Origin of the sequence: Candidatus Contubernalis alkalaceticus (assembly GCF_022558445.1) — a bacterium.
Lineage (GTDB): Bacteria > Bacillota > Dethiobacteria > SKNC01 > SKNC01 > Contubernalis > Contubernalis alkaliaceticus.
This window is the reverse complement of record NZ_CP054699.1, coordinates 465177-490181: the sequence shown is the minus strand read 5'-3', so window position 1 is coordinate 490181 and position 25005 is coordinate 465177. Positions and strand designations below refer to the sequence as shown.

The 25005-nt window shown below is 42.9% G+C and carries 22 protein-coding genes and 1 pseudogene; 4 read left to right on the top strand and 19 right to left on the bottom strand.

Going from position 1 to position 25005, the window contains the following annotated elements; all coding sequences use genetic code 11:
* Positions 1 to 6: 6 nt before the first annotated feature.
* Positions 7 to 1821 carry a MutS family DNA mismatch repair protein gene (locus tag HUE98_RS02350; protein WP_241422286.1) on the top strand — a complete coding sequence of 605 codons (1815 nt, stop codon included), beginning with the start codon at positions 7 to 9 and terminating at the stop codon, positions 1819 to 1821.
* Positions 1822 to 1928: 107 nt separating this feature from the next.
* Here HUE98_RS02350 and HUE98_RS02345 read toward each other — a convergent pair whose 3' ends face one another.
* From HUE98_RS02345 to HUE98_RS02320, 6 genes are read right to left on the bottom strand one after another with little or no spacing between them, the layout of a single operon-like run.
* Positions 1929 to 2855, bottom strand: coding sequence for a thiamine pyrophosphate-dependent enzyme (locus tag HUE98_RS02345; protein ID WP_241422285.1), 927 nt, complete (start codon positions 2853 to 2855; stop codon positions 1929 to 1931).
* A gap of 1 nt (position 2856) precedes the next feature.
* The gene (gene porA / locus HUE98_RS02340) at positions 2857 to 3987 is read right to left on the bottom strand and encodes a pyruvate ferredoxin oxidoreductase (RefSeq protein ID WP_241422284.1); all 1131 of its coding nucleotides are present in this window, start codon (positions 3985 to 3987) and stop codon (positions 2857 to 2859) included.
* Positions 3984 to 4241 carry a 4Fe-4S binding protein gene (locus tag HUE98_RS02335; protein WP_241422283.1) on the bottom strand — a complete coding sequence of 86 codons (258 nt, stop codon included), beginning with the start codon at positions 4239 to 4241 and terminating at the stop codon, positions 3984 to 3986. The genes porA and HUE98_RS02335 overlap by 4 nt, the downstream gene beginning before the upstream one ends.
* The gene (locus HUE98_RS02330) at positions 4234 to 4794 is read right to left on the bottom strand and encodes a 2-oxoacid:acceptor oxidoreductase family protein (RefSeq protein ID WP_241422282.1); all 561 of its coding nucleotides are present in this window, start codon (positions 4792 to 4794) and stop codon (positions 4234 to 4236) included. Before HUE98_RS02330 ends, HUE98_RS02335 begins: the two co-directional genes overlap by 8 nt.
* A gap of 37 nt (positions 4795 to 4831) precedes the next feature.
* Positions 4832 to 5647 (bottom strand): sugar phosphate isomerase/epimerase family protein, encoded by an 816-nt coding sequence (locus HUE98_RS02325; protein ID WP_241422281.1) that lies wholly within the window; start codon positions 5645 to 5647, stop codon positions 4832 to 4834.
* 23 nt (positions 5648 to 5670) lie between these two features.
* Complete coding sequence (locus tag HUE98_RS02320; protein WP_241422280.1) at positions 5671 to 7335, bottom strand: AMP-binding protein; 1665 nt, start codon at positions 7333 to 7335, stop codon at positions 5671 to 5673.
* A gap of 275 nt (positions 7336 to 7610) precedes the next feature.
* Between HUE98_RS02320 and HUE98_RS02315 the strand changes: the two genes are divergently transcribed.
* Entirely contained in the window at positions 7611 to 8015 is a 405-nt protein-coding gene (locus HUE98_RS02315) for a hypothetical protein (protein WP_241422279.1), read from the top strand.
* Between the two features lie 87 nt (positions 8016 to 8102).
* On the opposite strand, the gene HUE98_RS02310 is transcribed toward HUE98_RS02315, so the two are convergent.
* The 4 genes from HUE98_RS02310 to HUE98_RS02300 are packed head-to-tail and all read right to left on the bottom strand — an operon-like array spanning position 8103 to position 10528.
* On the bottom strand, positions 8103 to 8633 hold the full coding sequence (locus tag HUE98_RS02310) for an RDD family protein (protein ID WP_241422278.1): 531 nt from the start codon (positions 8631 to 8633) through the stop codon (positions 8103 to 8105).
* Between the two features lie 29 nt (positions 8634 to 8662).
* Positions 8663 to 9772, bottom strand: coding sequence for a zinc ribbon domain-containing protein (locus HUE98_RS02305; RefSeq protein WP_241422277.1), 1110 nt, complete (start codon positions 9770 to 9772; stop codon positions 8663 to 8665).
* A gap of 45 nt (positions 9773 to 9817) precedes the next feature.
* The gene (locus HUE98_RS17535) at positions 9818 to 9946 is read right to left on the bottom strand and encodes a hypothetical protein (RefSeq protein ID WP_277623698.1); all 129 of its coding nucleotides are present in this window, start codon (positions 9944 to 9946) and stop codon (positions 9818 to 9820) included.
* A gap of 18 nt (positions 9947 to 9964) precedes the next feature.
* Complete coding sequence (locus HUE98_RS02300) at positions 9965 to 10528, bottom strand: hypothetical protein (protein WP_241422276.1); 564 nt, start codon at positions 10526 to 10528, stop codon at positions 9965 to 9967.
* Between the two features lie 435 nt (positions 10529 to 10963).
* On the opposite strand from HUE98_RS02300, the gene HUE98_RS02295 reads away from it, so the two are divergent.
* Positions 10964 to 11656, top strand: a complete 693-nt coding sequence (locus HUE98_RS02295) for a glycosyltransferase family 2 protein (RefSeq protein ID WP_241422275.1) — start codon at positions 10964 to 10966, stop codon at positions 11654 to 11656.
* A 110-nt stretch (positions 11657 to 11766) separates the two neighbouring features.
* Here HUE98_RS02295 and HUE98_RS02290 read toward each other — a convergent pair whose 3' ends face one another.
* The 9 genes and pseudogenes from HUE98_RS02290 to HUE98_RS02250 all read right to left on the bottom strand — a co-directional run bounded on the left by HUE98_RS02290 (position 11767) and on the right by HUE98_RS02250 (position 22365).
* Positions 11767 to 12858 carry an AI-2E family transporter gene (locus HUE98_RS02290; RefSeq protein ID WP_241422274.1) on the bottom strand — a complete coding sequence of 364 codons (1092 nt, stop codon included), beginning with the start codon at positions 12856 to 12858 and terminating at the stop codon, positions 11767 to 11769.
* A 321-nt stretch (positions 12859 to 13179) separates the two neighbouring features.
* Positions 13180 to 13998, bottom strand: coding sequence for a HesA/MoeB/ThiF family protein (locus tag HUE98_RS02285; RefSeq protein WP_241422273.1), 819 nt, complete (start codon positions 13996 to 13998; stop codon positions 13180 to 13182).
* A gap of 2 nt (positions 13999 to 14000) precedes the next feature.
* Positions 14001 to 14225 carry a MoaD/ThiS family protein gene (locus HUE98_RS02280; RefSeq protein WP_241422272.1) on the bottom strand — a complete coding sequence of 75 codons (225 nt, stop codon included), beginning with the start codon at positions 14223 to 14225 and terminating at the stop codon, positions 14001 to 14003.
* 101 nt (positions 14226 to 14326) lie between these two features.
* Positions 14327 to 15466 carry a Ger(x)C family spore germination protein gene (locus HUE98_RS02275; protein ID WP_241422271.1) on the bottom strand — a complete coding sequence of 380 codons (1140 nt, stop codon included), beginning with the start codon at positions 15464 to 15466 and terminating at the stop codon, positions 14327 to 14329.
* Positions 15463 to 16563 carry a GerAB/ArcD/ProY family transporter gene (locus tag HUE98_RS02270; RefSeq protein ID WP_241422270.1) on the bottom strand — a complete coding sequence of 367 codons (1101 nt, stop codon included), beginning with the start codon at positions 16561 to 16563 and terminating at the stop codon, positions 15463 to 15465. Before HUE98_RS02270 ends, HUE98_RS02275 begins: the two co-directional genes overlap by 4 nt.
* Positions 16547 to 18106 (bottom strand): annotated as a pseudogene (locus HUE98_RS02265) (spore germination protein). Before HUE98_RS02265 ends, HUE98_RS02270 begins: the two are co-directional and overlap by 17 nt.
* Positions 18107 to 18424: 318 nt before the next feature.
* A complete protein-coding gene (locus HUE98_RS02260; protein WP_241422269.1) occupies positions 18425 to 20221 on the bottom strand; it encodes an aldehyde ferredoxin oxidoreductase family protein in 1797 nt (598 codons plus the stop codon).
* 601 nt (positions 20222 to 20822) lie between these two features.
* A complete protein-coding gene (locus HUE98_RS02255) occupies positions 20823 to 21314 on the bottom strand; it encodes a nitroreductase family protein (RefSeq protein WP_241422268.1) in 492 nt (163 codons plus the stop codon).
* A gap of 22 nt (positions 21315 to 21336) precedes the next feature.
* The gene (locus HUE98_RS02250) at positions 21337 to 22365 is read right to left on the bottom strand and encodes a phosphoribosylaminoimidazolesuccinocarboxamide synthase (protein ID WP_241422267.1); all 1029 of its coding nucleotides are present in this window, start codon (positions 22363 to 22365) and stop codon (positions 21337 to 21339) included.
* A gap of 309 nt (positions 22366 to 22674) precedes the next feature.
* Here HUE98_RS02250 and HUE98_RS02245 point away from each other — a divergent pair, with 309 nt between their 5' ends.
* On the top strand, positions 22675 to 24918 hold the full coding sequence (locus tag HUE98_RS02245) for an alpha-amylase family glycosyl hydrolase (RefSeq protein WP_241422266.1): 2244 nt from the start codon (positions 22675 to 22677) through the stop codon (positions 24916 to 24918).
* The last annotated feature ends 87 nt before the right edge of the window (positions 24919 to 25005 follow it).

Genomic DNA, 25005 nt, shown 5'->3' with positions numbered 1-25005 from the left:
ACTCCCTTGAAGAAGAATATTGGTAAAGTTTACTCCCGCAAACAGCAAAATTATCAAAATGAACTGAACCGAACACGAAAAAAGAGTGGAAAAATCTCCACCATGCGCCTTACGTCTTTTCTCCTGGCCTCAAGTTTTTTGGGTTACGGTTATTATGGCCCATATGATGCTCTTATGTACTTTGCCCTGCCTTTTTTAGCGGCCTTTATTTTTTTCATTGTTCAACACGGTGGGGTAAAGCAGCACATTGATTATTTAGAAAAACTAATCTATATAAACAAAATGGCCATTGAGCGTTTAGATGGAAAGTGGACTTCTTTCCCCGAGGATGGCGTTGAATACACGGACCCCGGACACCCTTACTCAACAGACCTAAATCTTTTTGGCCAGGGCTCATTGTTTCAGCACATAAATTCCACCAGTTCCTTTCGAGGAGAAAAGACCCTGGTGGAGCATTTGAGCAGCCCAAGGAAATTTGAAGAAATTAGGCCTCGTCAGCAGGCTGTATTAGACCTGGCTTCCCGGTTAGATTTCAGACAGCATTTTCAGGCAGCAGGAATGGACACTTTTTTTAAACAGCAGGACCCGGAGGAGATAGCAGTCTGGGTGGAAAAGGGGCCCTTTTGGAGCAATCGTCCAGAAAAAAGTGCAGTTCTTTTTCTGCCTTTCTTTACTTTTTTGTTATTCGGCCTGGCTGCAGTGGAACTGATCCCCTTCTGGCCGGCGCTGATCATGCTGACCCTACAGGTTGGGATAGCCCTGGTGGGTGAAAAAGAAGCCCAACAAAATTTTAAAAACACAGACATTGCGGTCCGGAGGATTGCCCGTTATGTAGATCTGATGCGAAGGATTGAACAGGAAAATTTTAAAGCATCTTTTCTAAAAGATCTAAAAAAGAAGCTTTTTCCCGGAGAACTAGGGGCTTCTTATCATATCAAAACTCTGGTGGATATTGCTGATCGAAATAACCTGCGCTTCAGCAGCCCTTTAATCTACTATCCCCTGAACATTTTTGTATTCTGGGACTTGAGAACCCTTAAAAAATTGGAAGGATGGAGAAAAAACTGGGGTATTTCCATTAGAGGATGGTTTGATGCCGTAGGAGAAATTGAAGCACTTTCCAGCCTGGCAGGCCTTTACCACGATCACCCCCACTGGATTTTTCCTATGGTTAAAAATGCTCCTCCGGCTTTTCAAGCCAGAAACCTGGCGCATCCATTAATTCCATCTGAAGAACGGGTAGAAAATGACCTCACACTGCCCCGCCCAGGAACAATATTTGTTATCACCGGGTCCAACATGTCCGGAAAAAGCACCCTGCTTCGAACCATAGGCATTAACCTGGTTTTAGCTTATGCCGGTGCCCCCGTTTGTGCATCAGAAATGACCTGCTCTCTGATGCAGATCTATTCCAAGATGCAGATTCACGATAACCTGGAGGAGCGGGTATCTACATTTTACGCTGAGCTAAAACGCATGAAAATGATTATCGATGCAGCTCAGAAAAAAGAACCGCTGATTTTTCTGCTGGATGAAATATTTAGAGGCACCAACTCCCGGGACCGAATTAAAGCTACCCGTACCGTAACCAGGCAGCTCTATATTTTAAATACTGTGGGACTCATAACCACCCATGACCTGGAACTGGGGGCAATGGAGAAAGAATATCCGGGGTTCATTAAAAATTACCACTTTACTGATGAAATATATGACGGCCGCATTCATTTCGACTACAAAATAAAGTCCGGCATTTCCCAAACGGCCAATGCGGTCACCCTGATGAAAATGGTGGGAATCCAGGTGGAAGAGGAAAAAGATTAAATGGGATTTTACGTCCCCTTTTGTCATCTTTTTGTCTTTCCGTTCCCTGGAAATATAATAGGGAGGTGCTGCTGATGTAATACATCAGCAGCACCTCCCTTAGCAGGCTATAACTTTGCTCTTCCCACCATAAACTCTAATTCCCTGCCAATGTTAGCCTCAATTTGGGCTAACTGCTGTTCTTTTTCGGAACTCTTAAACAAGGTTGAAAATCTACCCTGTGGTTTAAGATAGCTTTCTACCGGGGAGGGTTTTCTCTTACCTTCGGCTAAGGAAGCTGTCACACCATTTAATGTAAGTTTACCGTATTCCCCTTCCCATAACAACCAGGAGCCCGTCTTTACCGCCAGTTTACTCATCCTGATAGTATCAGCAGGTGGAAACCTCCAGCTAGTGCAGCAGGGCATATGAATTTCGATATACCTGAAACCAGTTATTTTTCTCGCTTTCTCCACTTTACGGTACAGATCCATTGGATAAGCCAGAGAGGCTGTGGCCACATAGGGAGGTCGATGCTCCAACATAATTAAGGGCACATTCTTTTGCCCCATCTCTTTTCCCAGGGGGGAGGTGGTGGTCAGCGCATACTGAGGGGTAGCCCCACTGCGCTGATTTCCGGTGTTGGAGTAAGCCTCATTATTGTAACAAAAGTGGAGAAAATCGTCATTTCGTTCTGCTGAGGCGGACAAACCCTGAAAACCTATATCGTACGTGCCGCCATCCCCAACCCAGTTAAACACAACAGGCTTTTCCCCTTTCAATTTCCCTTTTCGGTAAAGAGCGTCCAAAGCCATGGCCGCCCCCCCTGCAGAGGCACCGGCAGAAGCAAAACAGATATTTAAAGCTGAAAAAGTATAACAGGTTTGGGGAGTTAACCCCATACTGGCCACGGCACAGGAGGGAGTTAAAAAACCTATAGCATTTTCTCCTAAGGCTTTACCAATAATACGCAGGCCGGTAGTTAATGGACAGCCGGCACAAGCACCGGTGCCGGGGATAATATACTCAGTTGAAGGTAGTTCTTTTATTTTCATGCTATTTTTCCACCTCCTGTATCATTTTCCGGGCCCTATCTGCCAACAAAGTGGCAGGGAGGTCCTGGCCTCCAAGGCCTATAGAAATACCGGTTATCCCAAGGTCATGGGAACGATGGAATAGTGCGGCACGGGATTCCTGCAGAAGGGCCCCGGCAGCGGAACCATAGACCAGGTTACGGTCAAAGACCAGAAGTTTTGAACCGGAGGGCAGTATTGCAGATAATTCTTCCTTGGGAAAAGGACAAAAGACCCGCAGCCTTAAACCTGCCGCCGATATTCCTTCTTGACGCAGCATATCTACTGCCATCTCCATTTCTTTGCCCATTGAACCCATGGAAAGGAGAAAGAAAACAGCATTTTCAGGCCGATAAACATCAAAGTGACCTCCATGCCAGCGTCCGGTTAATTCTTGGAACTCTTTGGCACAGCGAACAATTACCTCTCCAGCCCTTTTCACATCCTGAGTTAAGCTTTCCCGATAAAGAACATACTGTTCAGAATAGGTTACATTGCCAAAGGTTCCTCCCCACTGAGGATGAAGCCTCCAGGAGGGTTCATATGAAGGTAAAAATTCTTTTATCTTGCTTTCTTGTAACGTTTCAAAAAGCATTAAGGAGTGGGATACCAAAAAACCATCATAATTTACCATCACCGGGATCTGGACTTCTTCGGCCACTTTAAATGCCAGCAATATAGTATCGTATATTTCCTGGTTGGAAGCGGTATGAAGCTGAATCCAACCGGTATCCCGCTGAGACACAGCATCTTGATGGTCGGCATAAAGGCACCAGGGTGCATTTACTGCCCTGTTTACGTTGGCCATCACAATGGGCAGCCTGCCCCCCGCAGCATAATGAAGTATTTCATGCATATAAAGCAGGCCTTGAGAAGAGGTAGCTGTAAAAACCCTGGCCCCAATGGCAGAGGCGGCAGCAACTGCACTGGCAGCGCTGTGCTCAGATTCCACAGGGAGATAATTGGCATCCATGGTTCCCTCAGCAACATAGGAAGCAATCTTTTCAGCCACAGCGGTCTGTGGAGTAATGGGATAAGCAGCAACAAAATCTACATCAGCATCTCTCACCGCCAGAGCACAAGCAGTATTTCCGGAACCAAATATTTTGCTCATTTTACCTCCTCCTTAACCATTGCTATAGCATTCTTGGTACACTCCACAGCACAGATTCCACAGCCCTTACAGTAGTCATAATTTATTAAACGATCCTCCCGAGCGATGGCCGCTTCGGGGCAAAAAAGCCAACAAAGTAAACAACCATTGCAGAGGGCGGCATCATAAACAGGCCGTTGTGACCTCCATGTACCCGTAGGCCCACAGGCTCCTTTAGTTGGATAGGATACAGGCTGAAGTATTTTTTTATCCATGCTTAAACCCTCCTTCAAGCTGAACTTCTCTTACTGTGTCATATGCTTGTCCAGCAGTGGCAATATTAGGCGTCAACTTTGCCCCGCTCCACTGTTCACTGAGGGTAGCTTCCAGTACTTCAAAGGGTATACCTAATACTCGGCAAATAGCTCCCACCATGGGAACGTTAACAAAAGGTTCCCCTCCAATTACCTGGCCATTTTCAATGGCAATGGAGGTGGCACTAACAATCCACTGCCTCATGTTTACAGCCAAAGGCTGTTCGGCGTTAACAATAATAATGGCATTATTGGCCTTCCCGCCGTCAAGGGCAATCTCCAGAAGGTTTTCATTCAAAATTACTAAAAAATCAGGGTTGTAGGACTGAGAACGGACCTTAATAGGGGTATCATCTATGCGGACAGCTGCTTTCACTGCAGCACCCCGGCGTTCTACCCCGAAAAAGGGAAGGGTCTGGGCTTCTTTTCCAGTTTTAATGGCGGATTTAGCCAGGAGCTCTCCTAAAGTTACCACTCCCTGTCCACCTCTACCATGTATACGTATTTCCTGCAACGATTTTTCCTCCTTTATTTCACTTCTTGCCTTTTTATCAGTTGGTTTTTTCAGGCAGCAGCTTTTTAATTGTATTTATATAATGGGGAAAAACAATTCCCGGCTCTTCTAAATCACTATTCCATCGTTTTACCCATTCTAACACCAGATAGCCTAAGTAATTGTCAGCGAATAGAAGGGATACCACCTCTGCTGCCGGTATGTCCCCACAGGTAAGCATCCGGTACTCTACACTGCTGCTTGTACGAACAGAGTCTTTCATGTGAACATGCTTAATCCAGGGTTTAAGCTCATTATATGTCTGGGCTATGGGTTCACCATGAAAACGATATGGATGATGAATATCCCAAAGCACCCCTAAATTTGGGTGATTAATCTTTTCCAGCAGTGCTTTCATTTTAGCACTGGAAGCATAAACACCGTTGGTTTCCAAAAGTAAGGTCACATTTTTTTCCGCAGCCAAAGGCAGCAGGAAAAGAAGGTTCTCCTCTACCAGGGCCTGGTCTACTGTACCTGGTTGGGGGTTGGCATCCCCTAGAACTCTTATATAGGGAGTGGCAAGGGCTGATGCCAAATTCAAATAATCTACAACTTCCTGTCGGGCAATTTCTAACTTTTCAGAATCAAACAAAAAGGCATTGGTGGTCAGACATGGAATTTGTAACTTCAGTTCCTGCATTTTGGCACACAATGCAGGTATCTTTTCTAGAGAAAACTCTTTGACCCGGGGGAGATACATCTCGCTTCCAATACCCCTGAGTTCCACCCCATCATAACCCAGGTCAGAGGCGGTTGTTATAATTTCGCTCCAGGACCAACCGGGACAACCTATTGTTGAGAAACCAAATTTCATTATCTTTTCCCTCCCTATTTTTTTTAAGCCGTTTCAATTGCTGCATCATCCTGCAGATTAAAATCTTCAATGGCTTTATCCCGAAGTTTATATTTTTGTATTTTACCACTGGCTGTCATGGGAAAACTATCAACGAAATCAACATATTTAGGAACTTTATGCCGGGCCATATGTCCTTTAACAAATTCTTTAACCTCTTCAGCTGTAAGCTCCGCCTTTTCTTTCAAAATAATATAAGCCATAATTTCCTCTCCATAATCCCTGCTGGGAACCCCAATCACCTGAACATCCATGATCAAGGGATGGGTATAGAGAAATTCTTCTATCTCTTTTGGATATATATTTTCACCGCCACGGATTATCATATCTTTAATCCTTCCGGTAATCCGATAATAACCGTTTTCATCACAGGTTGCCAGATCCCCCGTATGAAGCCAACCATTTCCGTCAATGGCTTCAGCTGTAGCCTCCGGCATATTGTAATAACCTTTCATGACATTATAACCACGAACAATAAATTCCCCCGGTTCTCCTACCGGGCTATCTTCCCCTGTCTCCGGATTAATGACCTTACACTCCATAAAGGGTAAAGAGCGGCCTACAGTGGAAACCCTTAATTCTATGGAATCATCGATTCTGGTTTGGGTACAGACAGGGGATCCTTCAGTCAAACCATAGGCTATAGTTATCTCTGTCATATTCATTTTATCCACCACTTCCCGCATGACCTTAATAGGACAAGGGGAACCTGCCATTATTCCGGTTCTAAGATTAGAGAAAGAATAATTATTAAACTCCGGATGCTGTAAAATAGCGATAAACATCGTAGGTACTCCGTGTAGGGCTGTGCATTTTTCGTTACTTACAGCCTCCATTACAGCTAAGGGCTGGTAATATTCAACCAATACCATAGCTGAACCATGGGTGATACAAGCCGTAACACCTAAAACACAACCGAAGCAATGAAAAAGAGGCACCGGTATACACAGCTTGTCCTTCTGTGAAAATGCCATACAGTCCCCTATACTTTTTCCGTTGTTCACAATGTTGTAATGGGTCAGCATCACACCCTTGGGAAAACCTGTGGTGCCGGAGGTATACTGCATATTGATCACATCATGTGCATCCAGTGAATTTTGCACAGCTTGAAGTTCTTCATCAGAAATGCCGGTGCCCATTTCATACAGCTGCTCCCAGTTGTATGCACCATCTGGTTGTCCTTCTCCAATATAGATAAGATTCATTAACCCGGGCAAAGCCTTAGAGGTCCACTCCCCCGGCTGTTTCCCTTTCAGTTCGGGGATCATCGATTGAATAATTTCTAAATAATTGGAATCTTTAAAGCCATTAATAAATATCAAAGTGTGGGTATCCGACTGCCGCAGCAGATATTCCACTTCGAATATTTTATAATTTGTATTAACTGTTACCAGCACCGCTCCAATTTTAGCCGTGGCAAACATGGCCAGCAGCCATTCAGGGTAATTAGTAGCCCAAATAGCAACATGATCACCCTTTTTTATCCCCATTTTCATAAAACCTTTAGCTGTAAGATTTACTAAATCACGAAATTCTCTATAGTTTTTTCTAAAAGGCCTATTGTGAAATATTACACAATCCCTCTCAGGATGTTTTTCCGCCATTTCATCCAGGATGTCACCCAATGTAACATCCATAAGTTTTTCCATATTTTAAAATGCCCTCCCTTTTTATTTTTTTTGCCTCAAAGTATCTTTCTATCTTTTTGTACTTCAAAGGCCATAATAATTTCCCACACCCTTTTATATTATGCTTTAAAAAGAAAAATTCTTCAAGACAAGTAATAAAAATTAGAATATTCAAAAAGAACTATAAATGTCACCTTTATGTCTGTAAAGAAATAACATAATAAAGAAATATGTTGTTTTTTTCTAAAAGTTTAACACAATTATAATTAAAAAAATTCAATAAGAAGGTGGTAAAAATGGACGATTTTCTAAAACACCCGAAGGTTCAATATATACCTTTATCAATTAACAACCTGACGGAGGGAGATTGGAAAAAACCTTACTATAATGATCCTGAATTTTATTTATACCTTGACCATGAAGAACTATCAGCTAAGCTTTCCCATTTAGAAATTCCTAATAACAATATCCCCCTTCCGGAAGAAATGAAAGAGAGCATGATAATAATAGTTATAAATTTTCGAGTATTGAGGGGATATTTCCGCTTCCTCACTACTAAATTTATAGGGGAAGAAAAAAAGGGTTATTTTCAAGTATTTTATGTTACAAAAAAATATTTCCCCAAACGTGTTCTTTATTTCACCCTTTACAACGAAGAGGGTGACAGAGTGGCCTGGGAAAATATTGAAATTATAAAATAATAATATTTAACTCTTCCACTCAGTAAATTTTAACATTATTCTACTATATTCCTTGATTTCCTGTTATTACAGAAGCCCAGAAAAAAATTATTTATGCTGTTTTATATCAATCACCTGAGTTCGAGCCCAGCAGTCTCCAATACGCTGTCCTTTCAAACTTCTAAATATTGTTACAGGTTCTATCAGCAGAAATGGAAAAGTAAAGATAGGTAAAAAATAGTTTAAAAGAATAAAACCAAAACCGGGTAAATTGCGCATAAATGAATCTCCAGGACTACAGGAAAGGCCGTTATCCAGTTTGATTACCTTTAAACCAAATAATCTTTTTCCAAAACTCTGTCCCTTCCCAAAGGAGTCCCGAAGGAGGATGTAGGCAATAAACCATATATAACTGAGCATCATGACCAGGAAGTAGATAAAAACGGATCCCTCGCCAAAACCGTGTAAGAATTCTACTTCCTGAAATGACATAAGTTTAAAAATTACATATATACCAAAAAGCGAACCGGTAGTAGAGATCAGCCCGGCAATAACCATATCCACTAGAAAGGCCCATACCCTTTTCCACCGGGATGCCATGGGGAAATTTACTTCAATTTTTTCATTGACAATGTCCAATATAATCATCCTTTTCCTTAAACTAAAACCTAATCTTCAAATAAGGCGGGAAGTATCTTTCCCCGGATAGAACGCCAGGAAAACCAGACCAGGTAAGCCAGGCCGGCAAAGGCCAAGAAAAGGACAAACCAATCATCACCGCTAAATATTTCATAGTTGTGATACGTGCCCAGGGAAGAAAACATGCTTTCTTTAACCTCCAGGCTGATGAGCAATATTTCCAATGCTATAAAAAATGCACAACCAATTACCACATACCCCATGAAGGGCACCAGCCAAACGGTAGCCAGGGCGAATAACAGCATAAGCAGTGGAATAAAAATATCCATATCAAAGGGATAAGGGAGAAGAAAAACCTGCGCAGACGCCAATAGTACCAGGAATGTCCTAAAAAGTAGTTTAGGAAGTGGGCTTTTCCTCTTCTGGGAGAGGGCTTCTGCTTCTTCAGTGGTTTGAAATTTTCCCTTTACAAAATCAACCACCATGTCGTAATTGTCCGTAGTACAGACCAACATCATCACCGGCCTCCAGCTATTTCGTAGAGTAATCATGGTCTGATTCTGATTATATTCAGCGCGGTTCATTTCCTTCCAACTCACAAACTCCTTTTCCCGGGACATGGCCAGGGTCCCAGCACCGGCGGCGGGGAGGCTGCGCCCCAAAATCCCTAACACTACTGCCAGGCGGCTGCCGGTTTTAGCCCTCTTATCTATAGTTTCCCACAGCACTCCTTTATGGTCCACGGTGAAGCGTACCTGAAACCGGCCTCTGAAAACCAAAAGGATGGCCAAAAGCATCAGAACCCCTAACACCGACACCGCAATTAAAGTTCCCACCAGTATACCAGGGATACCCTCCGGTTCCCCCGTAACCAGTAAAAGGAAAGAAAGAAACAAAGCCATAAAAAGGCCGGAAAACAATATCGCCATGACAAACTGTTTTACTACCAAGGGATTGGTTAAAAGAGAAATTTGCGTTTCCCAGGAAATGGATCCTCCCTTGCCAACAGCATATCCCGTTTCTTCATCCCGGGCATCTACCTCTGCCATAGCAAAGGGGTGGCCGCACCCCTGGCAGAAGCTGTCCTGTTTTTCCAGAGATGAGCCGCATTTTTCACAATAATTCAGTATTTTTTTCATGAGCAGTCTCCTCTTAATATATTATATAAACAAACAATGCTATCCTTAATACAGCAGCTCTTTACTTAAATAAGGTGAAGTAATCTTCAAGACAATACATAATAACCCCAAAAAAAATCCCATAGTAATCAGAGTAACCACCACGGTAATCCCCAGCTGTCTCCAGAAAGTCATAATGATTCTTTCCTTCCTTTATATAAAGTGATTGGGGTTAATGGCCGGGCTTTTGCAGCGAGAGCATTTATCCTCCCCGGCGTTAAATATGGATCCACAGGTTATGCAAATCTGTTGCTTTCCATCCCGGTCAATTTTCTCTGGGTATTCAAAGCCCTTAATCTTTACTGCCCGATCCCCTTTTTTAAAGTAATGAAGCAAACCGGCAGGCACTGTTATTTTTCTCATTTTCCCCTGGTCTGTTCTAAATATCAGATAATTCCTGGGAACCATTTCCACATATTCCCCCCGATTAACTCTAACTTCTTTGACGTATTTGTCCACCAAAGTTCCCTGCCAACCCCGATTGGCACCCTTTGAAGTAATTAAAGCCAAAAATCCGGTAACAACCACAAAACCCATTAAGCTGTATACCACCTCTATTGAAAGTCCTTCCTCAGGATGAGAAATCCAAATGACCACAAAGATAATCGGAACCAGTATAAAGAAAAAAATCCAGGCCCAGGCCCTTCTTTTCTTACGAAAGGCATCCAACTGCCTGCGGCCCTCCTCCGAAGATATCAATTCCTGCGTTTTGCCCATTTGCTTCCTCCCATTCTTTGCTAATAATACTACAATTTTTTTTCAAAAAATACTTATCTTTTGAAACTGAAATTAAAGAAACTCTAAGGTGACCTATTTACTATAATCATAAAGTTACTAGGCCTGCTAAAGATATCACCCCAAGGGGTGAAATTTAAGAAATACTGTTAACCCTCTCCTTTTCCTTGAGGGTGAATAACCATATTCAAGACTTTTTTAAAGGAAGAAAGTAAATTTTAAAAAAAGTTTGGATAAATCAGTCAAAGAGTTGTAAATGAATTACATTGACTTAGTTTACATAATACCCTATAGTTATACTAAAGACAAAGTAAACCTATCCAACATAAACATCCATACCTCCAGGGTGATTTTTACGCCTTCAAATGAGGTATTGCTTTACAATAATAATAATAATAATAATAAGAGGAGAAAAAAATGACCAAAGAAATAGTTATCCTTATTCCTGCGCTTAATGAAGGAAAAAGAATTGAACCTGTTTTGGATATTGTCTGCAGTTATAATCGAAAAGCAGAAGTTGTGATAATTGATGACGGTTCCGTTGATGATACTAAAATAAAAGCCCAGCAATACCCGGTGCAGGTAGTATCCCATAAAATAAACCGGGGGAAGGGAGCTGCCCTGCAGACAGGTATTAATCATGCCGGGCCTGCAGATTACTGGCTTTTTCTTGATGCTGATTTAATCAATCTAAAACACGAGCATTTGGATCAATTATTAGATCCACTGATGGAAGACCCAAAAACAGCAATGACTGTGGGAAGGTTTGTACAGGGCAGGAAAAATGTAGATCTGGTACAGCGCTTTATCAGTATAACAAACGGACAGAGGGGCCTATCCGGGTGGTTCATATCCCAGCTTCCAGATCTTGACTGGTGCCGTTTCGGAGTAGAAGTTTTCATGACCCGGCTGACGGAACACTGGGATCTACCGCTTAAAACCCCACATCTAAAAGGGATTTCACACTATGGTAAGGAAGAAAAGTTTGGTTTAGTGTTGGGATTTTATTATCGTATACTGATGTACCGTGAATGTCTCAATGCCCATTTTGTTTGGCGTAATCATTTAGGTGCAGAAGAAACTGCTAAAGGCTTAAGTACAGGACAATAATCTAATTTTGTCGACATAACTGATCATTTCCTGCTATTATCAAAAAAGAGAGTATCGCTCTCTACTTAAAAAAAGTAAGCGATACTCTTTTTATTATACAGGTAATGAATCTATGCCTTTTTTGTGGATTTGGCTAAGTTATAAATATGATTGGTGATAATTCTTAAAATCACAAAAGTAGGCAGCGCCAGTATCATTCCCAAAAGTCCTGCCATGCTGCCTGCTACCAGGATTACCAGTATGATTGACAGGGGGCCTACGGCTAGTTTTTTCCCCATAACCTGTGGAGAAATTAAAAGGCTTTCCACCTGCTGAACTACTACCACCACAACCAACACTTTGAAAATCATCAGAGGAGAATGAATAATTGCTACAATTATTCCTGGCACTGTTCCTATGATGGGGCCCACAAAGGGTATTACATTGGTAAACATGGCAAAACTGGCTAAAAGCAGTGGATAGTTTAGTCCGATGATTTGATAGCCTATATAAACCAACACCCCCACACAGATACAGACAACAAATAATCCCTGAATATAAGAACTAATGGCACTTCCTATCTTTTCCATAGTAGTTTTAATATCCTCCGCATGATCTTCCGGAAGGTACCGATAAAAAACCTGAGGCCATTGACGTCCGTCCCTGAGCATGTAGAATAAAATAAAAGGGATGATAACGATGGACAGCAATAAATCAGCAGCAAATTCAAAAACAGAAAAAGTGCTGTTAACAACCAGAACAAATAAATGGTTCAAGGAATCGGTGAGCCATTGAGCAATGTTTTCTATCTGTCCCGGGTCCTCTTCCATCAGCCTGACAATAAGGGGATGGTCCTGCAGAGAAACCAGTATTTTTTGGAACTCATTTAAAATCTCCGGAGCATCATTTAAGAGCCGGGTAAATTCCCTCTGTAAAATAGGCCCGGTAATGACTGCTAAAAGGGCGATTATACCAAAAAAAGCTAAATATATGAGTAAAATTGACAGCCCACGGGGAATCCTTTTTCTTTCTAACCAATCCACAAAGGGATTAGTTAGAAAATACAGGAACCCGGCAATCAAAAAGGGGAAAAACAACGTTTGAAAAATAATCACCAAAGGAACAAACACAAAAAAAATCTGCGTTCCTACCAATATTATTAAGAATACCAGCAGTATCCAGACTGCAGCCCTAAATAGTTTTGATTTGAACATTTCAGACATTTAAAACCACCCCTTGTAATATTTCGACTCCTAAAACAACAAAACCTTCTAATCTATGCCTTCTGCCATCATAATTATGCAAATTTTTTAATTGTAATGGGTTCAATTCCCGGTTCAGCCAGTCTCAACAAAAATTCGTTTAAGGTAATCGTAACGGCCTTCCCGCTGAATTATCATGCTGGTTATACAATATCCCCAAAAAGAGCTGAAAAGGAAAGAAGAAAGCGGTAAATGCAAAAAGCAGGCCTGCCGGCCTGCTTTGAAGATTCAATACAATGGACTTTATATGACGTATTTTGTTTTTAATCAAAAGAAAAGTAATTATAACGGCACCTCTTCAAATTCCATATCCAACAAGTCGATGTACAGCACTCTTCCCCGGAGTAAAGACCCCACGTTAAGCAGCACCTTACAAACCTCCGCAGCCTGAAGGCTGGCTACCAACGCAGGGGTAAAGGGTAGGTTTCCCAGTTCCTTTTCCCTCCCTTTGTCAACTATACTTTTTCCGTAAAGGGTCTCCAGAGAGTTTTCCCCAGGGAATTGAGTGAGTACCTGACCATACCATCCTGCAATGGCTCCGTGGACCAGAGGGACTTTCAACTGTTTACAGACCTCCGCCAGCTCCAATCGGATGGAAATACCGTCCAAAGCATCAGCCACCACCTGTGAATCTAAAATCATTTCAGGGCCTTTTATTTTACTAAACTTTCCCTCTATTCCTTTTACGGTGACCGCCGGGTTTATCAATTTTATTCTTTCCACAGCGGCGCTGACTTTGGACCGGTCCAGAGTCTCCATGTTGGAAAAAAGCTGCCGATTCAGATTGTGCTCCTCAAAAATATCGTGGTCAATGACGGTCAGCCTACCTACTCCCAGGCGGGACAGTTCTTCTATGACATAGCCCCCCAGGCCGCCGCACCCCACCACGGTAACTCTGCTTTGAAACAGCCGCAGCTGCTGCTTCGGGGATATAGTGCTTCCATTTCTTAGATAGCGGAAGGGCAGCAGGCCTTCCCTTAAAGCCGTTTCCTCCACCTGACCTAAGGTATGGGAATATTTTTGAGCCGCCTCCACCTGAACCGTCCACGGTAAATGTCCCGCATCTGCCCGGGAATGCAAATATCCTGCCAAATCCTCCATTCTTATCCCCCTCCCACCGGTGGAAAAAGAGATAAAGTATCTCCCTCTTTCATTACATGGTCCAATGAAGCATCCCTGCCGTTTACCAATATCAAAGCCAATTCCTCCCGAGGAATCTTTAATTGATCTGCCACCTGTGCCAATGGGGTTTCTGCCTCAACCTCCAGAGAAGAAACTTTAAAACGCCCCTCCCGCAGGGTAGCAAAGAGTTTTACCGTAATCTGCATATAAATCCCCCTTGTTTCATCTTAAAAAAGCCGGGATGGACTCCCATGACTTTCCTACCTTTTTTACCTGATTAAATTATACCAGAAAGATTGGAAAAAGTTTAATAATTGGGATTTAATATATCCATCATCCGTTTTATTTTTACGGACACCTCCACATGGATTTCACTTTCCCCATATTCCTTAGGCCAATCTATTCCCTTGAACCAACGGGCATTCTGAACCCGGACATGTTGGCCCAAACCCATTATATCCGATTCCCAGCCTTGAGTTTTTTTCAAAACTCTCAGCACGTTCCCCTGAATATTCCGGGCCAGGGCCTGTTCCAACCCGCTGAATACTTCGCCTTTTAGATGGGTATCCAAATAAAGGTCCGCGTCCAGTCCGTCTATGGAAATTTCCATATTTATATTTATTACCGGCTTATCATTGACAATTTTTGTATTCACTTTAGAAGAGTTTTTTTGGATAAATGCAGTAATTAACCTGTCCTTCTGTTCTGCAAAATCTATTTTTGTATAGATTCGGCCCCGCTGAATATTATCAGTTAAAAGCATATACATGATGGTTTCATTATCCGTTATAGAACCTCTCATCCTTCCTCTTTCATCCACCACGGCCAAACCGGCTAAAATAATTCCTGTTTTTTCATCTTCTGTACCGGTAAGTTCTATGATGGGCACCACCGGACTAATCCCCCGGGTGTGGTACTGAAACCAGTAATTAGAAGCAGTGACCCGGGGAGCCCTCCCATTCATAATATTTTGTTCCAGGAGGTCTGTAAGAAATACCGCTACCCTGGGCTGTTGAGTAACCTTTAGGATAAAAACATCCCGTGCAGAGGCACCCCTTATGATACACAGCAGTGCATTGGGATTGTTTTCTCGAATTTGGTCCCACTGCCTCATGATTTTATGCATCCCACCATTACGGGCTATTTCTTCGGAAAATAGCAATATATTCACTTTACCTATGGCCGGACGCTGATCTTTTTGGTGCTGCAGGTTCATTAAGGCCTGATCCAGGGAAAAACCTGTTACCATATTTATTACCCTGATATCCTCAGCCTCCGGGGTGAAAGTTGGGTTGACAAAGGTAAATCTAAAAACTTCCGGATCCGTTTCCACCGGATCAATACCAATGCCAAAAAGTATTGCCTGCTGGTCAATAATACGCCAATCCCAGCAGCCCCCTGCACAAAAAAAGAAGAGAAGCAGGAATAGTGCCACTATCTTTTTCATTTTTCAGGCACCCCCTTTCCTTCATCCAACCCCCGAATTACTGCCACCATCAGCAGCAAAACCACCAGAAATAGTATAAATACAACCCCCCAGTTTCCCACAATACGAATCATATCAAAAGACTCCAACTGCCGTCCTGGCAAAAGGGCGATAGCATATATAATCGGTATAAAAAGCAGTGTCCAAAGGCTGTAATAACGTCTGCTGGTCAGGCTGGCCGCAGTAAAAGCCGCCGCATAATAATGAATAGAAATTAATCCTACAATTTTACCGGTCCAGTAAAACAGAAAAAGGTTATCAATTCTCTCCACCACCGGCAGCCTTCCGATTCCCAGGTATTCCATTACCGGCCAGACCTGAATCTGTACATGTTCCACACCCATAACCCCGATAACCAAAAAGGTCGTACCGGCAAAAAAGATCATCGCTACCAAAATTCCCTGCAGGTACAGGCGGACTATTCTCTGCCGGTTAAGAATCATGGGGTAAAAAATTAACAATACCTCAAACCCCAGGTAAGAAAAAGTGGTTTCTGGAATAGCACTCACTACAGCTCTCAACCCCTCCTGCCCCACCGGCCTTAAGTTTAGTAGATTGAACTCCCTTAAGGGGAGCAAGAAAAGCAGCAGTACAAAGAGGGAAACATAAATTACAATTTCCATGAGGCGCGCCAGGGGGATAGGTCCCAATCTAACAATATAAACTACAGGAATCAGTAAAAATAAAATGAAAAACCAGGCCGGTGTCCAAAACATAGTCCAGACTTTAGCTACTTCCGTATATATTCGCAGGGTAGTACCTGCTAAAAACAATGCATAGACAATATATCCGGTTGATACCATGGTACCCAAGGGCTTACCCAATATCAGTATGCTGAATTCCGGAAGAGATCGTGTGGGGAAACGGCGGCATAAAATGTAAACCAGCCCGGCAGCCAGCCAAACCAACAGCCCTGCTAAAATGATACTGATCCATCCATCCCTTCCCGCCTTTTCAGCAACAAAAACCGGCAAAAATATCATATTGGCCCCGGTCATGGCCGCTATAATAATGGCTACCACCTGGAAATCCGTCAAGCCATTACTCCGGCTGGTCATTCTTTTCAGCCCCCCTTCTATTCTGCCGGCGGATATCACCCTTTGCTGTTAACCTGGGCCTGGTAATCATCCCCCGCCAGGAACGCCGATAAAAATTATCTCCCATATCCTTCAGCCTCAAGGGTGCCACAGGTGCCAGGTAAGGTACCCCAAAGGATTCTAAGCTGCACATGTACGCTAAGATCACCATCCAGGTGACTACAGTTCCAAAACCTCAGAGAAATGCCGCCGAAAGAATCAAAGGAAAGCGCAGGTAGCGTAAAGGAAGGGAAGCTTCATAGTTGGGGATAGTAAAGCTGGTCATGAAACCTATGGCTACTACAATCAGCATAACCGGACTTACCAAACGAGCGTTGACCACCGCCTGCCCCAGGACCAGCGCCCCTACGATACCTATGGTCTGGCCTATGGGACCCGGCAGGCGAAGGCTGGCCTCCCGGATGAGCTCTATGGAAAACTCCAGGAAAAAAGCTTCAATAAAGGGCACAAAGGGTACTCCGGCCCGGGTTTCGGCGATAAACACCACAATATCCCGGGGGATCATCTCATAATGAAAGGTAATTACGGCTGTATATACCGCGGTTATAGAAGTGGAAATAAAAAAACTTACAAAACGCATAAAACGGTTCAGTGTAGCAAACACAGGATGGATATAATAGTCCTCGGGAGATTGGTTAAAATCTGCAAAGGTTACGGGCAAAAGCTTAGCATAGTTACTGCCCTGGACCACAAGTGCTAATTTCCCCTGCATCAGTTCCCCCACCACTTTATCCGGGCGCTCGGTATTTAACAGCAGAGGAAAGGGAGACCCCCCCTGATTAGAGATTAACTCCCCTAAGGCCCCCGGATCCAAAATACCATCGATATCAATGGCCTGGATTCTATCCCGGATCTCCTCTACCACATCAGAATCAGCCACATCCTCCAGGAAAATCAGAGCAATTTGACTGGCAGTCCTCCTGCCTACCTTCATGAATTCTACCTTTAAAGAGGGGGTAGGCAGCCGACGGCGGATTAATCCCAGGTTTATCTGTAAGCTTTCGTTAAAACCCTCCCGGGGCCCATGAATAACACGCTCCTGTTCAGGTTCCTCCACCGACCGGGTAGGCCACTGCCGCGTTTCTAGCGTCAGCGCCCTGTTACTGCCCTCTAAAAGCACCAAAACCATCCCTGTCATTACAGGATACTTTATTTCCTCCAGGCTTTCATGCCAGTTGGCTTCGCCCACGGATATCAAATCCAGGACATTCTCTACAGATTGACCGGCATCATGAGATTGGTCAATCAACCCGGCAATCACATCCCGGTTCATGGTTTCCTGGTTTACCAAAGTATCCACAAAAACCAACAAAGCTCTGCGGTTCCCCAGGGCCGGGATCTTTAGACTGCGGTAAATAACATCGCCACAATTTTGAAAAGTGGCACGAACCTGTCCTTCGTCCACTGATAAATCGCCAGTGAAAGCGGTACCTGTTGAATTTTCTTTTTCCTTTTTCTCTTGTCTATAGCCTTGAATAAGTTTATTCAGCAGTTTTTTCAGCATTATTTCTCCAATTCTCTTTCAAAATTGCAACCCCTGGCTTTCATAATCTTAAAACAAAGTAAAATACTGCTATATCCTTAATCTTTCCAAATTGGCCAACAGATAAACATATAACCAATTAATACTTCTATATCAGTTAAGAAATATAAAAAGCTGCGGGAAACCCCTCAGCTTTTTAGTGAATTCTTTAAAACAATAAAACTTCCTTATCATTTTACTAAATGTCAACAACAAATAAAACCAGGGGCTTTCACTATAGAAAGCCCCTGTATACAAACAAATACTAAATACTAATTATTTTATCTTATTAACTTCTTACTAGAGCCCCAGCTCATTTTTTCTTTCAGCGGTGGGCACTCCATCTTTGCCCCAACCCCTTAGTTCATAATACTCAGGCAGTAATTTGTCCAACTGATGAACATTACCCTTGGAGGGGCCCTCTGGCATAGGGTCTTCCAGAAGACGCCTGGGCAGTGTATCATCTTTGGCAGTATACCCTTCCTGCAGGTTAAACAGCCTCTCCAGATTGTAGATACGCTCACCACAGGCCAAAAGATCTTCGGCGCTAAGGTTTTCTCCGGCAGCCGCGTTATACATGTCTGCATAATCCTGTGCTCCCATAGCAAAAGAAGTAAAGAGACAGAGCCCAAGACTGTCTATAACTGCTGTCAGATCCTGAAAAATCTTGGTCCACTGAGCCTTTCCTTCCAAGGCAAAACGATCCAGCTTTTCAGGGGAACCTAGTATTTCGGGTGAAATCATGTAACCCCGAACATGGCAGCCTCCCCGGTTAGCCGTAGCATACTGCAGCCCATGCCCCATAATTCCCCGAGGATCATAGGCAGGAAGCTCCAATTTTTTGACGGACATGGACAATTCCGGTGCCCCATACATTTCACAGAGCCGAGCGGACCCTTGAGCCAGCTTGGCTCCCAGACCCTCAGCCCGCCCCATCTTCTCCAACCACTTTACAATAGCATCAGCGTTACCGAATTTCAATTGGGGTCCATCCACTTCCTCCGGCTTAATATAACCCTTTTCAAACAGCTCCATGGCAGCGGCAATAGTAGCACCGGCGGAAATAGTATCCATTCCCATCTCATTGCACACTCTATTGGCTCTTATTATTTCTTTCAGGTCTGAAATACCACAGTCCGCTCCCATAGCCCAGATAGTTTCATATTCAGGCCCACCACCGCCTACACCGTCTACTTCACAGTATCGACCGCAGGCAATGGGACAGCGATAGCAGGCATCCTTTTTCTTCAGATACTTTTCTGCCAGAGTTTCTCCGGAGGTCTCTTCCGCCCCTGGGAAAACTCCGAATTGAAAATTATTGGTAGGAAAAACACCGTTTTCATTAATAATATTAACCAGTACGGCAGTTCCATAGGCCGGAAGCCCCTGGCCTGTCACACCATTTTCTTTAATTTTTTTCATATTTTCTCTAACCACTTCTTTAAACTTGTCAGGCTGAGCCACCTCTGCTTTACCGCTTCCCCGAACCACTATGGCTTTTAATTTTTTGGACCCTAAAACGGCTCCTACACCAGAACGTCCCGCTGCCCGCCACTTGTCATTCAATACTGCAGCAATGGGAGATAAGTTTTCCCCTGCAGGACCGATATTCAATACCCGGGCTTTAGGATCGCCTACTTCTTCTTTTAAACCTTTGTCAACAGCAATAGAGGTCATACCCCAGTAATTATCTGCGGGGCGAATTTCCACTTTGTCATCGTTTATATAGAGGTATACAGGTGTCTCAGACTTCCCTTCAACTATAATCATATCATAGCCGGCAAATTTTAATTCCGCTCCCCAATAACCACCGGAGTTAGAAGAAGCAATTACGTTATTTAGAGGAGATTTAGTGACTACCATGTATCTTCCGCTGGCAACAGCCGCGGTTCCGGTCAAAGGTCCAGTAATAAAGAATACTTTGTTTTCTTCACTCAAGGGATCAATTCCAACCGCTATTTCCTCTGACAGCATTTTAGCCCCCAGTCCCCTACCTCCCAAAAAGGCTTTAGCTTTATCCATGGGTAAGTCTTCTTTCACAATACTGCCCTTTGATAAATTTACTCGCAATACTTTCCCTGCATAAGCACTGACCATATTGATCATCTCCTTTTTATTTTTTCAGAAGTTTGGTTTGCGGTTTAACTTCTTTCTTCCCACCTTTTTCATATGAAAATAGACTTTTAAGCTATTCTTTTTTGTTTTTCTTGGATGCATATTTTTAAATTTCCATTTTATACTTTTATACTTATATATACTTCTGTATAAACTGATTTATATCCTTTATTATTATAAAAACGTAACCTTTCCTCTTGTATGCTTTATTTTTCAGGTTTTTTGGCTGACATAAATATTATCAAAGCTTCAATATTTAATCCTTCCATGTTAGTAAACTAACTGCAGCACTTTTATCATACACTTACTCTACTGGTGGCAAACATTTCCGATCATGCTTCGGCTTTGTTCTTAATGGATAAACCCCAGGTGCGAAAAAATACCGAAATCATTTATTTTTAATACAAAAAGCCCCTTGTCAAGGGGACTTTTTGTATTAAAATGGCTAATTTCTATTTTTCTATTTATATTTTAAAAATAGTTTGAGCAAAAGATAATTATTTCACATACAATTTGTTAACTTCTACACTACAATCTAAAAACTTCAAGAATTACCGTGAAAGAAAAGCTGGCTTTATATTAGTTATTGAAAACGTTCCCGGCAGATGACCTCCTCCAGGGTCTTTTTACTTTTTGTCCCTGGTAACTCCACCGGATATCCTACAGCGATTAGAGATACCAATTTAAAACCTTCAGGTACCCCTAGAAGCTTTTGAACTGCAGGCCCATAGGCCTTTTTATCCCCAGCAATCCAGCAGGCACCCAGGCCCATGGCCTCTGAAGCCAGAAGAATGTTCATTGTAGCCGCGCATCCATCCTCAAGGTAGTATTTGGTGCCCTGACAGAAAACGGCAATGCAAAGAGGGGCTCCCGAGACAAAACGAGCGGTATCCAACATTTGAGAAAGAATATCCCGGGTTTCTTTATCTGTCACTACTATGAACTTCCAGGGCTGCACATTCCGGGCCGAAGGAGCCAAACGGGCACAATCAATTAATTGTAATATTTTTTCCTCTTCTACCGGGGAGCTTTGAAAATTCCTAATACTTCTCCGGGATTTAATCTTCTCTAACATAATCATCACCTCATTTTTTCATTTATTCTTTTAAGAAATCTTTTATCTCTGCCATAACCTCATTTATTGGAGGTGTATCTGTAAACCAATTTGTCCGGGTGATTTCATTGGTACAGGCACAGTAAATCTGTGAGACTAATTCTTTTAGCCGGAGGGGCAGTGGTTCCGGAGCCAGCGGACAAATTTCCTTCCATCGCTGCCTGTCCTTGGCCTTGGCCTCCTCTGCTGCCAGATGCCACGGAGAGTTGCGGTAGTATATCCGCAGGATCTCTTTGCTCACGGGAAGGTCCTCAAAAGTGAACCGGCATTCATCTAAAGTACCCAAAACATCCACCAGCATCAAGCCCCTGCTGTGATCAAAACCCACTTCTATCTTGCCGTCCTCGTTAACCAGGCCAATTTTTGCAAATTCACTAGAGATAAGCTTATTTACGGTATTTGCCATTTCCTTTAGATCATTTATTTCCACCAGGCTTAATCCGGAAATCTCCCGGGCCTCCCCCCAGGTCATATAACGATCCGTTATCTCTAATTTCGTAGAAACATCGAGAATGGGAATTTCCATCTTCTGATTAGGGACAGGCATCTCCGACAGGCCCAGGTCCTCAGGTTTTGCTTCCCCGGTTTGCAGACGTTTAAAAACGCTGGACCCCGGCGGCAGAGAATTTCTGTAAATTACCTCCAGAGGAATTAAAAAGCCTCCCTTTTCCTCCTGGTATCTAGCGTAATTATACCGATTCCCCTCTAATTCAGGTTTAATTACCTGGAGCATTTTTACCTCCATGGTGTTCACAGGACTTTTTATATGGGAAATTTTATTCGCTCGATCTTCTTCCACCAGGCCTATATAATGAGTGGGAATCCCCATCTCCTCCAGCTTCTCAAAAAAATAGGCACCCAATAGAGCAATGGCCGCTCCTTTATGATCAATCAAGTCCGGCATTTCTCCCCAGTCGAATACGGAATAACGGTCCGAAAAAACAAACCTCCCGCGACCGGGCCGTTCTTTTGTTGGTCCCTCTAAGATTTTTAAATCTTTAACACTACCCATTCTAAAATTCCTCCCTTTTTTATCCAGGTTACCGACCTAAAGGTCTGATCCTTACGTTCCCTTTGAGAATTTTATATACAACCATTATTATTTTTTCTCAAAAATTACCTGGTATTCCTTCTTCTCTTACTCAATAGCAAATATTTCAACTTTTTTTGCCCTTTCCCTTCTTAAACTTCAATAAAAATATTAATGAGTTGTTTTTTAGATTTAGGCTAAACAGTATTACTATTTATTTATAACCTTATTTTTTATAAAAAACAACAAAATTGCAGAAACTATTCATATGCCGTTTAAAGGAGGTTTTTCATGTTACACAAGATTAGAATCCACTATGACAATAAAAATAACTTTTTAGACCCCCGGCTTTGGGTTTGGGTCAGCGACGGGACCAGCCTGGAAAAAGAAATAACCCCGGCGGGAAAAGACAACTATGGGGTGTTTTATGATTTTTACCATCGGCGGAGCAGATTTCACTTTAAATTTAAAGACCATGGAAAAAAGAAAACCATTTGGGAAGATGAAAAACTGAACCGTTACTACCAGCGGGATTTGGGAGAAGAGATTTGGGCTATGTCCGACAGACATAATATTTACAATGTGCTTCCGGCAGCTCCCGTAGGCACCACAAAACAATACTACAGCAAAATTCAACACCTGGTTCCCCAGGAAAATTTTTATCTGCCCCATACAGATGTTTCGGGTCTAGAAATCCCCTCTCTTTTGGGGGCCAATATATTAAAAGATGGTTCCATATTGTTCGGCTTTTTCCATCCCCGGGCAGCCAGGGTGTACTTAACCGGCAGTATGAACAACTGGCAGTGTCCAGGAATTCCCCAGCCCCAAAAGGAAAAATTTTTAGAAATGAAACTATACCGAGGATATTATTACCAGCCAAATATATGGTTAATTCGCATCAAGCCCCGCAGTTATTATTTTAACCCTGAAATGTTAGAATATAAATTTTTTATTCAGGGTGGGGCCGTGGAAACAGAAAGATTTGTCTCCGACCCTTATACCAGAGTATACAGCGACAATTACAGGTTTAAAAACTCCCAGGTGGTAAACCCAACCCGGTTTGGCTGGTCCGACTACAACTGGAAAACTCCTGCGATAAAGGATTTAATTCTTTATGAATTGAATGTATATGGCTTTACCGACAATGACCCCGATATCCCCGAAGAATATCAAGGGACCTTCAAAGGTGTCACCCACCGCATATTAAAGGGATATTTCAACAACCTGGGAATCACGGCCATCGCTTTGATGCCGGTAGCTGAGGTACCCAGAAAAGGGGGGATGGGCTATGAGCCCTGTACATTTATGGCGCTGGAGAAAGATTTCGGCACACCGGAGGATTTCCGAGAAATGGTGGACACTGCTCATAACCATGGGCTGGCGGTCATCGTAGACAAAGTGTTTAATCATACCTCCAACGATTTTAACCCCCTTTGGAATTTGGTAGATGATGGTTCCACCGATGGCGGGTTTTACTTTTCCGGAGAGACCATGTGGGGCAATAAAGTGGCCACCGGTAAGGATGAGGTAGACAATATGCTTATTGATGCATGTAAGCTGTTCCTTAAAGAATATCATATTGACGGCTTTCGTTTTGACGCCACCCACAGTTACTTTTTAGATCACAAGCTGCTGCACCGTATTGCCCATGAGATAAAAGATAAAGGGTTCAAAAAAAATGCCATCCTCATCGCCGAAAACCTACCCAACGAGGAGGATCTAAACCTGGAGGGGTACAACGGTTACGCCCAGTGGTCAGATATATTTCATGATAAAATAAAAGCTCTCCTCAGGGAAGGAGAATTCGAAGGAGTGGACAATAGTCCGGAAAACTTGGGCAGTATGTTTTACTTCAGCAAAGACGCCTATGCTGCCCATACCAACAATACCATAAACTACTGCGAAAGTCATGATGAAAACAGCGTCCAGTATGAAGTGGCCACCGGAGGAGAACACCTAAAATGCCCGGACCTGAAGAACCGGAAGGCCCGGCTGGGACTAATGGCTACCATGTTAGCTCTGGGGCAGCCTATGATTTACATGGGTCAGGAGTATGGAATCGAGAGGGAAAGAAACCGTATAGACATTAATTGGGTAAAAAAATCTAAAAACATAAACCAGTTTTTTCTATGGACCCAAGACTTAATTAAGCTTAGAAGACATCATGAGGCTTTACGACTATGCGGATATAACCCAATAGAAGAGGGCGCTTTCTCCTGGATGTTAGGTCCTTGGATGAAGAAAAACAAAGGGGGAGGAAAAAGAGTGATCGGCTGGAAAGCAGAGTCTAACGGCCGAACTACGGAAAATATAGCAGTAATGATGAACTTCGAAGATCATGAGGTGCCGGTGGATTTAAATTTAGACAAAGAAGGATGTTGGTATAAGCTGGCGGATATACAAAGGGTGATACCCATGAACAGCGAAGAAAAAAATAACCCCTGGAACAGTATCCATGCTGAAGGTGGCACCTTTAAACATTTCCTCCTTCCCCCTTATAGTGGGTTTATTTATAAATATGAACCTGGTGAATAAAACCCAACCCTGATAAGCCCCTGGAAAGTTATAATGAACTTTTTTTAGCAAGCTTTAACATCGGGGAATCAAGTGGAGACTCAACTC

Bases quoted from the DNA above. Each gene is read 5' to 3' on its own strand.
- HUE98_RS17535 (WP_277623698.1), bottom strand. From the start codon at position 9,946: ATGACTTTCTGGAGACAGCTGGGGATTACCGTGGTGGTTACTCTGATT.
- HUE98_RS02285 (WP_241422273.1), bottom strand. From the start codon at position 13,998: ATGGAGGATTTGGCAGGATATTTGCATTCCCGGGCAGATGCGGGACAT.
- HUE98_RS02275 (WP_241422271.1), bottom strand. From the start codon at position 15,466: ATGAAAAAGATAGTGGCACTATTCCTGCTTCTCTTCTTTTTTTGTGCA.
- HUE98_RS02345 (WP_241422285.1), bottom strand. From the start codon at position 2,855: ATGAAAATAAAAGAACTACCTTCAACTGAGTATATTATCCCCGGCACC.
- HUE98_RS02270 (WP_241422270.1), bottom strand. From the start codon at position 16,563: ATGACCAGCCGGAGTAATGGCTTGACGGATTTCCAGGTGGTAGCCATT.
- HUE98_RS02245 (WP_241422266.1), top strand. From the start codon at position 22,675: ATGTTACACAAGATTAGAATCCACTATGACAATAAAAATAACTTTTTA.
- HUE98_RS02295 (WP_241422275.1), top strand. From the start codon at position 10,964: ATGACCAAAGAAATAGTTATCCTTATTCCTGCGCTTAATGAAGGAAAA.
- HUE98_RS02250 (WP_241422267.1), bottom strand. From the start codon at position 22,365: ATGGGTAGTGTTAAAGATTTAAAAATCTTAGAGGGACCAACAAAAGAA.
- HUE98_RS02305 (WP_241422277.1), bottom strand. From the start codon at position 9,772: ATGAAAAAAATACTGAATTATTGTGAAAAATGCGGCTCATCTCTGGAA.
- HUE98_RS02325 (WP_241422281.1), bottom strand. From the start codon at position 5,647: ATGAAATTTGGTTTCTCAACAATAGGTTGTCCCGGTTGGTCCTGGAGC.
- HUE98_RS02255 (WP_241422268.1), bottom strand. From the start codon at position 21,314: ATGTTAGAGAAGATTAAATCCCGGAGAAGTATTAGGAATTTTCAAAGC.
- HUE98_RS02290 (WP_241422274.1), bottom strand. From the start codon at position 12,858: ATGTCTGAAATGTTCAAATCAAAACTATTTAGGGCTGCAGTCTGGATA.
- HUE98_RS02260 (WP_241422269.1), bottom strand. From the start codon at position 20,221: ATGGTCAGTGCTTATGCAGGGAAAGTATTGCGAGTAAATTTATCAAAG.
- HUE98_RS02315 (WP_241422279.1), top strand. From the start codon at position 7,611: ATGGACGATTTTCTAAAACACCCGAAGGTTCAATATATACCTTTATCA.
- HUE98_RS02300 (WP_241422276.1), bottom strand. From the start codon at position 10,528: ATGGGCAAAACGCAGGAATTGATATCTTCGGAGGAGGGCCGCAGGCAG.
- HUE98_RS02280 (WP_241422272.1), bottom strand. From the start codon at position 14,225: ATGCAGATTACGGTAAAACTCTTTGCTACCCTGCGGGAGGGGCGTTTT.
- HUE98_RS02335 (WP_241422283.1), bottom strand. From the start codon at position 4,241: ATGGATAAAAAAATACTTCAGCCTGTATCCTATCCAACTAAAGGAGCC.
- HUE98_RS02320 (WP_241422280.1), bottom strand. From the start codon at position 7,335: ATGGAAAAACTTATGGATGTTACATTGGGTGACATCCTGGATGAAATG.
- porA (WP_241422284.1), bottom strand. From the start codon at position 3,987: ATGAGCAAAATATTTGGTTCCGGAAATACTGCTTGTGCTCTGGCGGTG.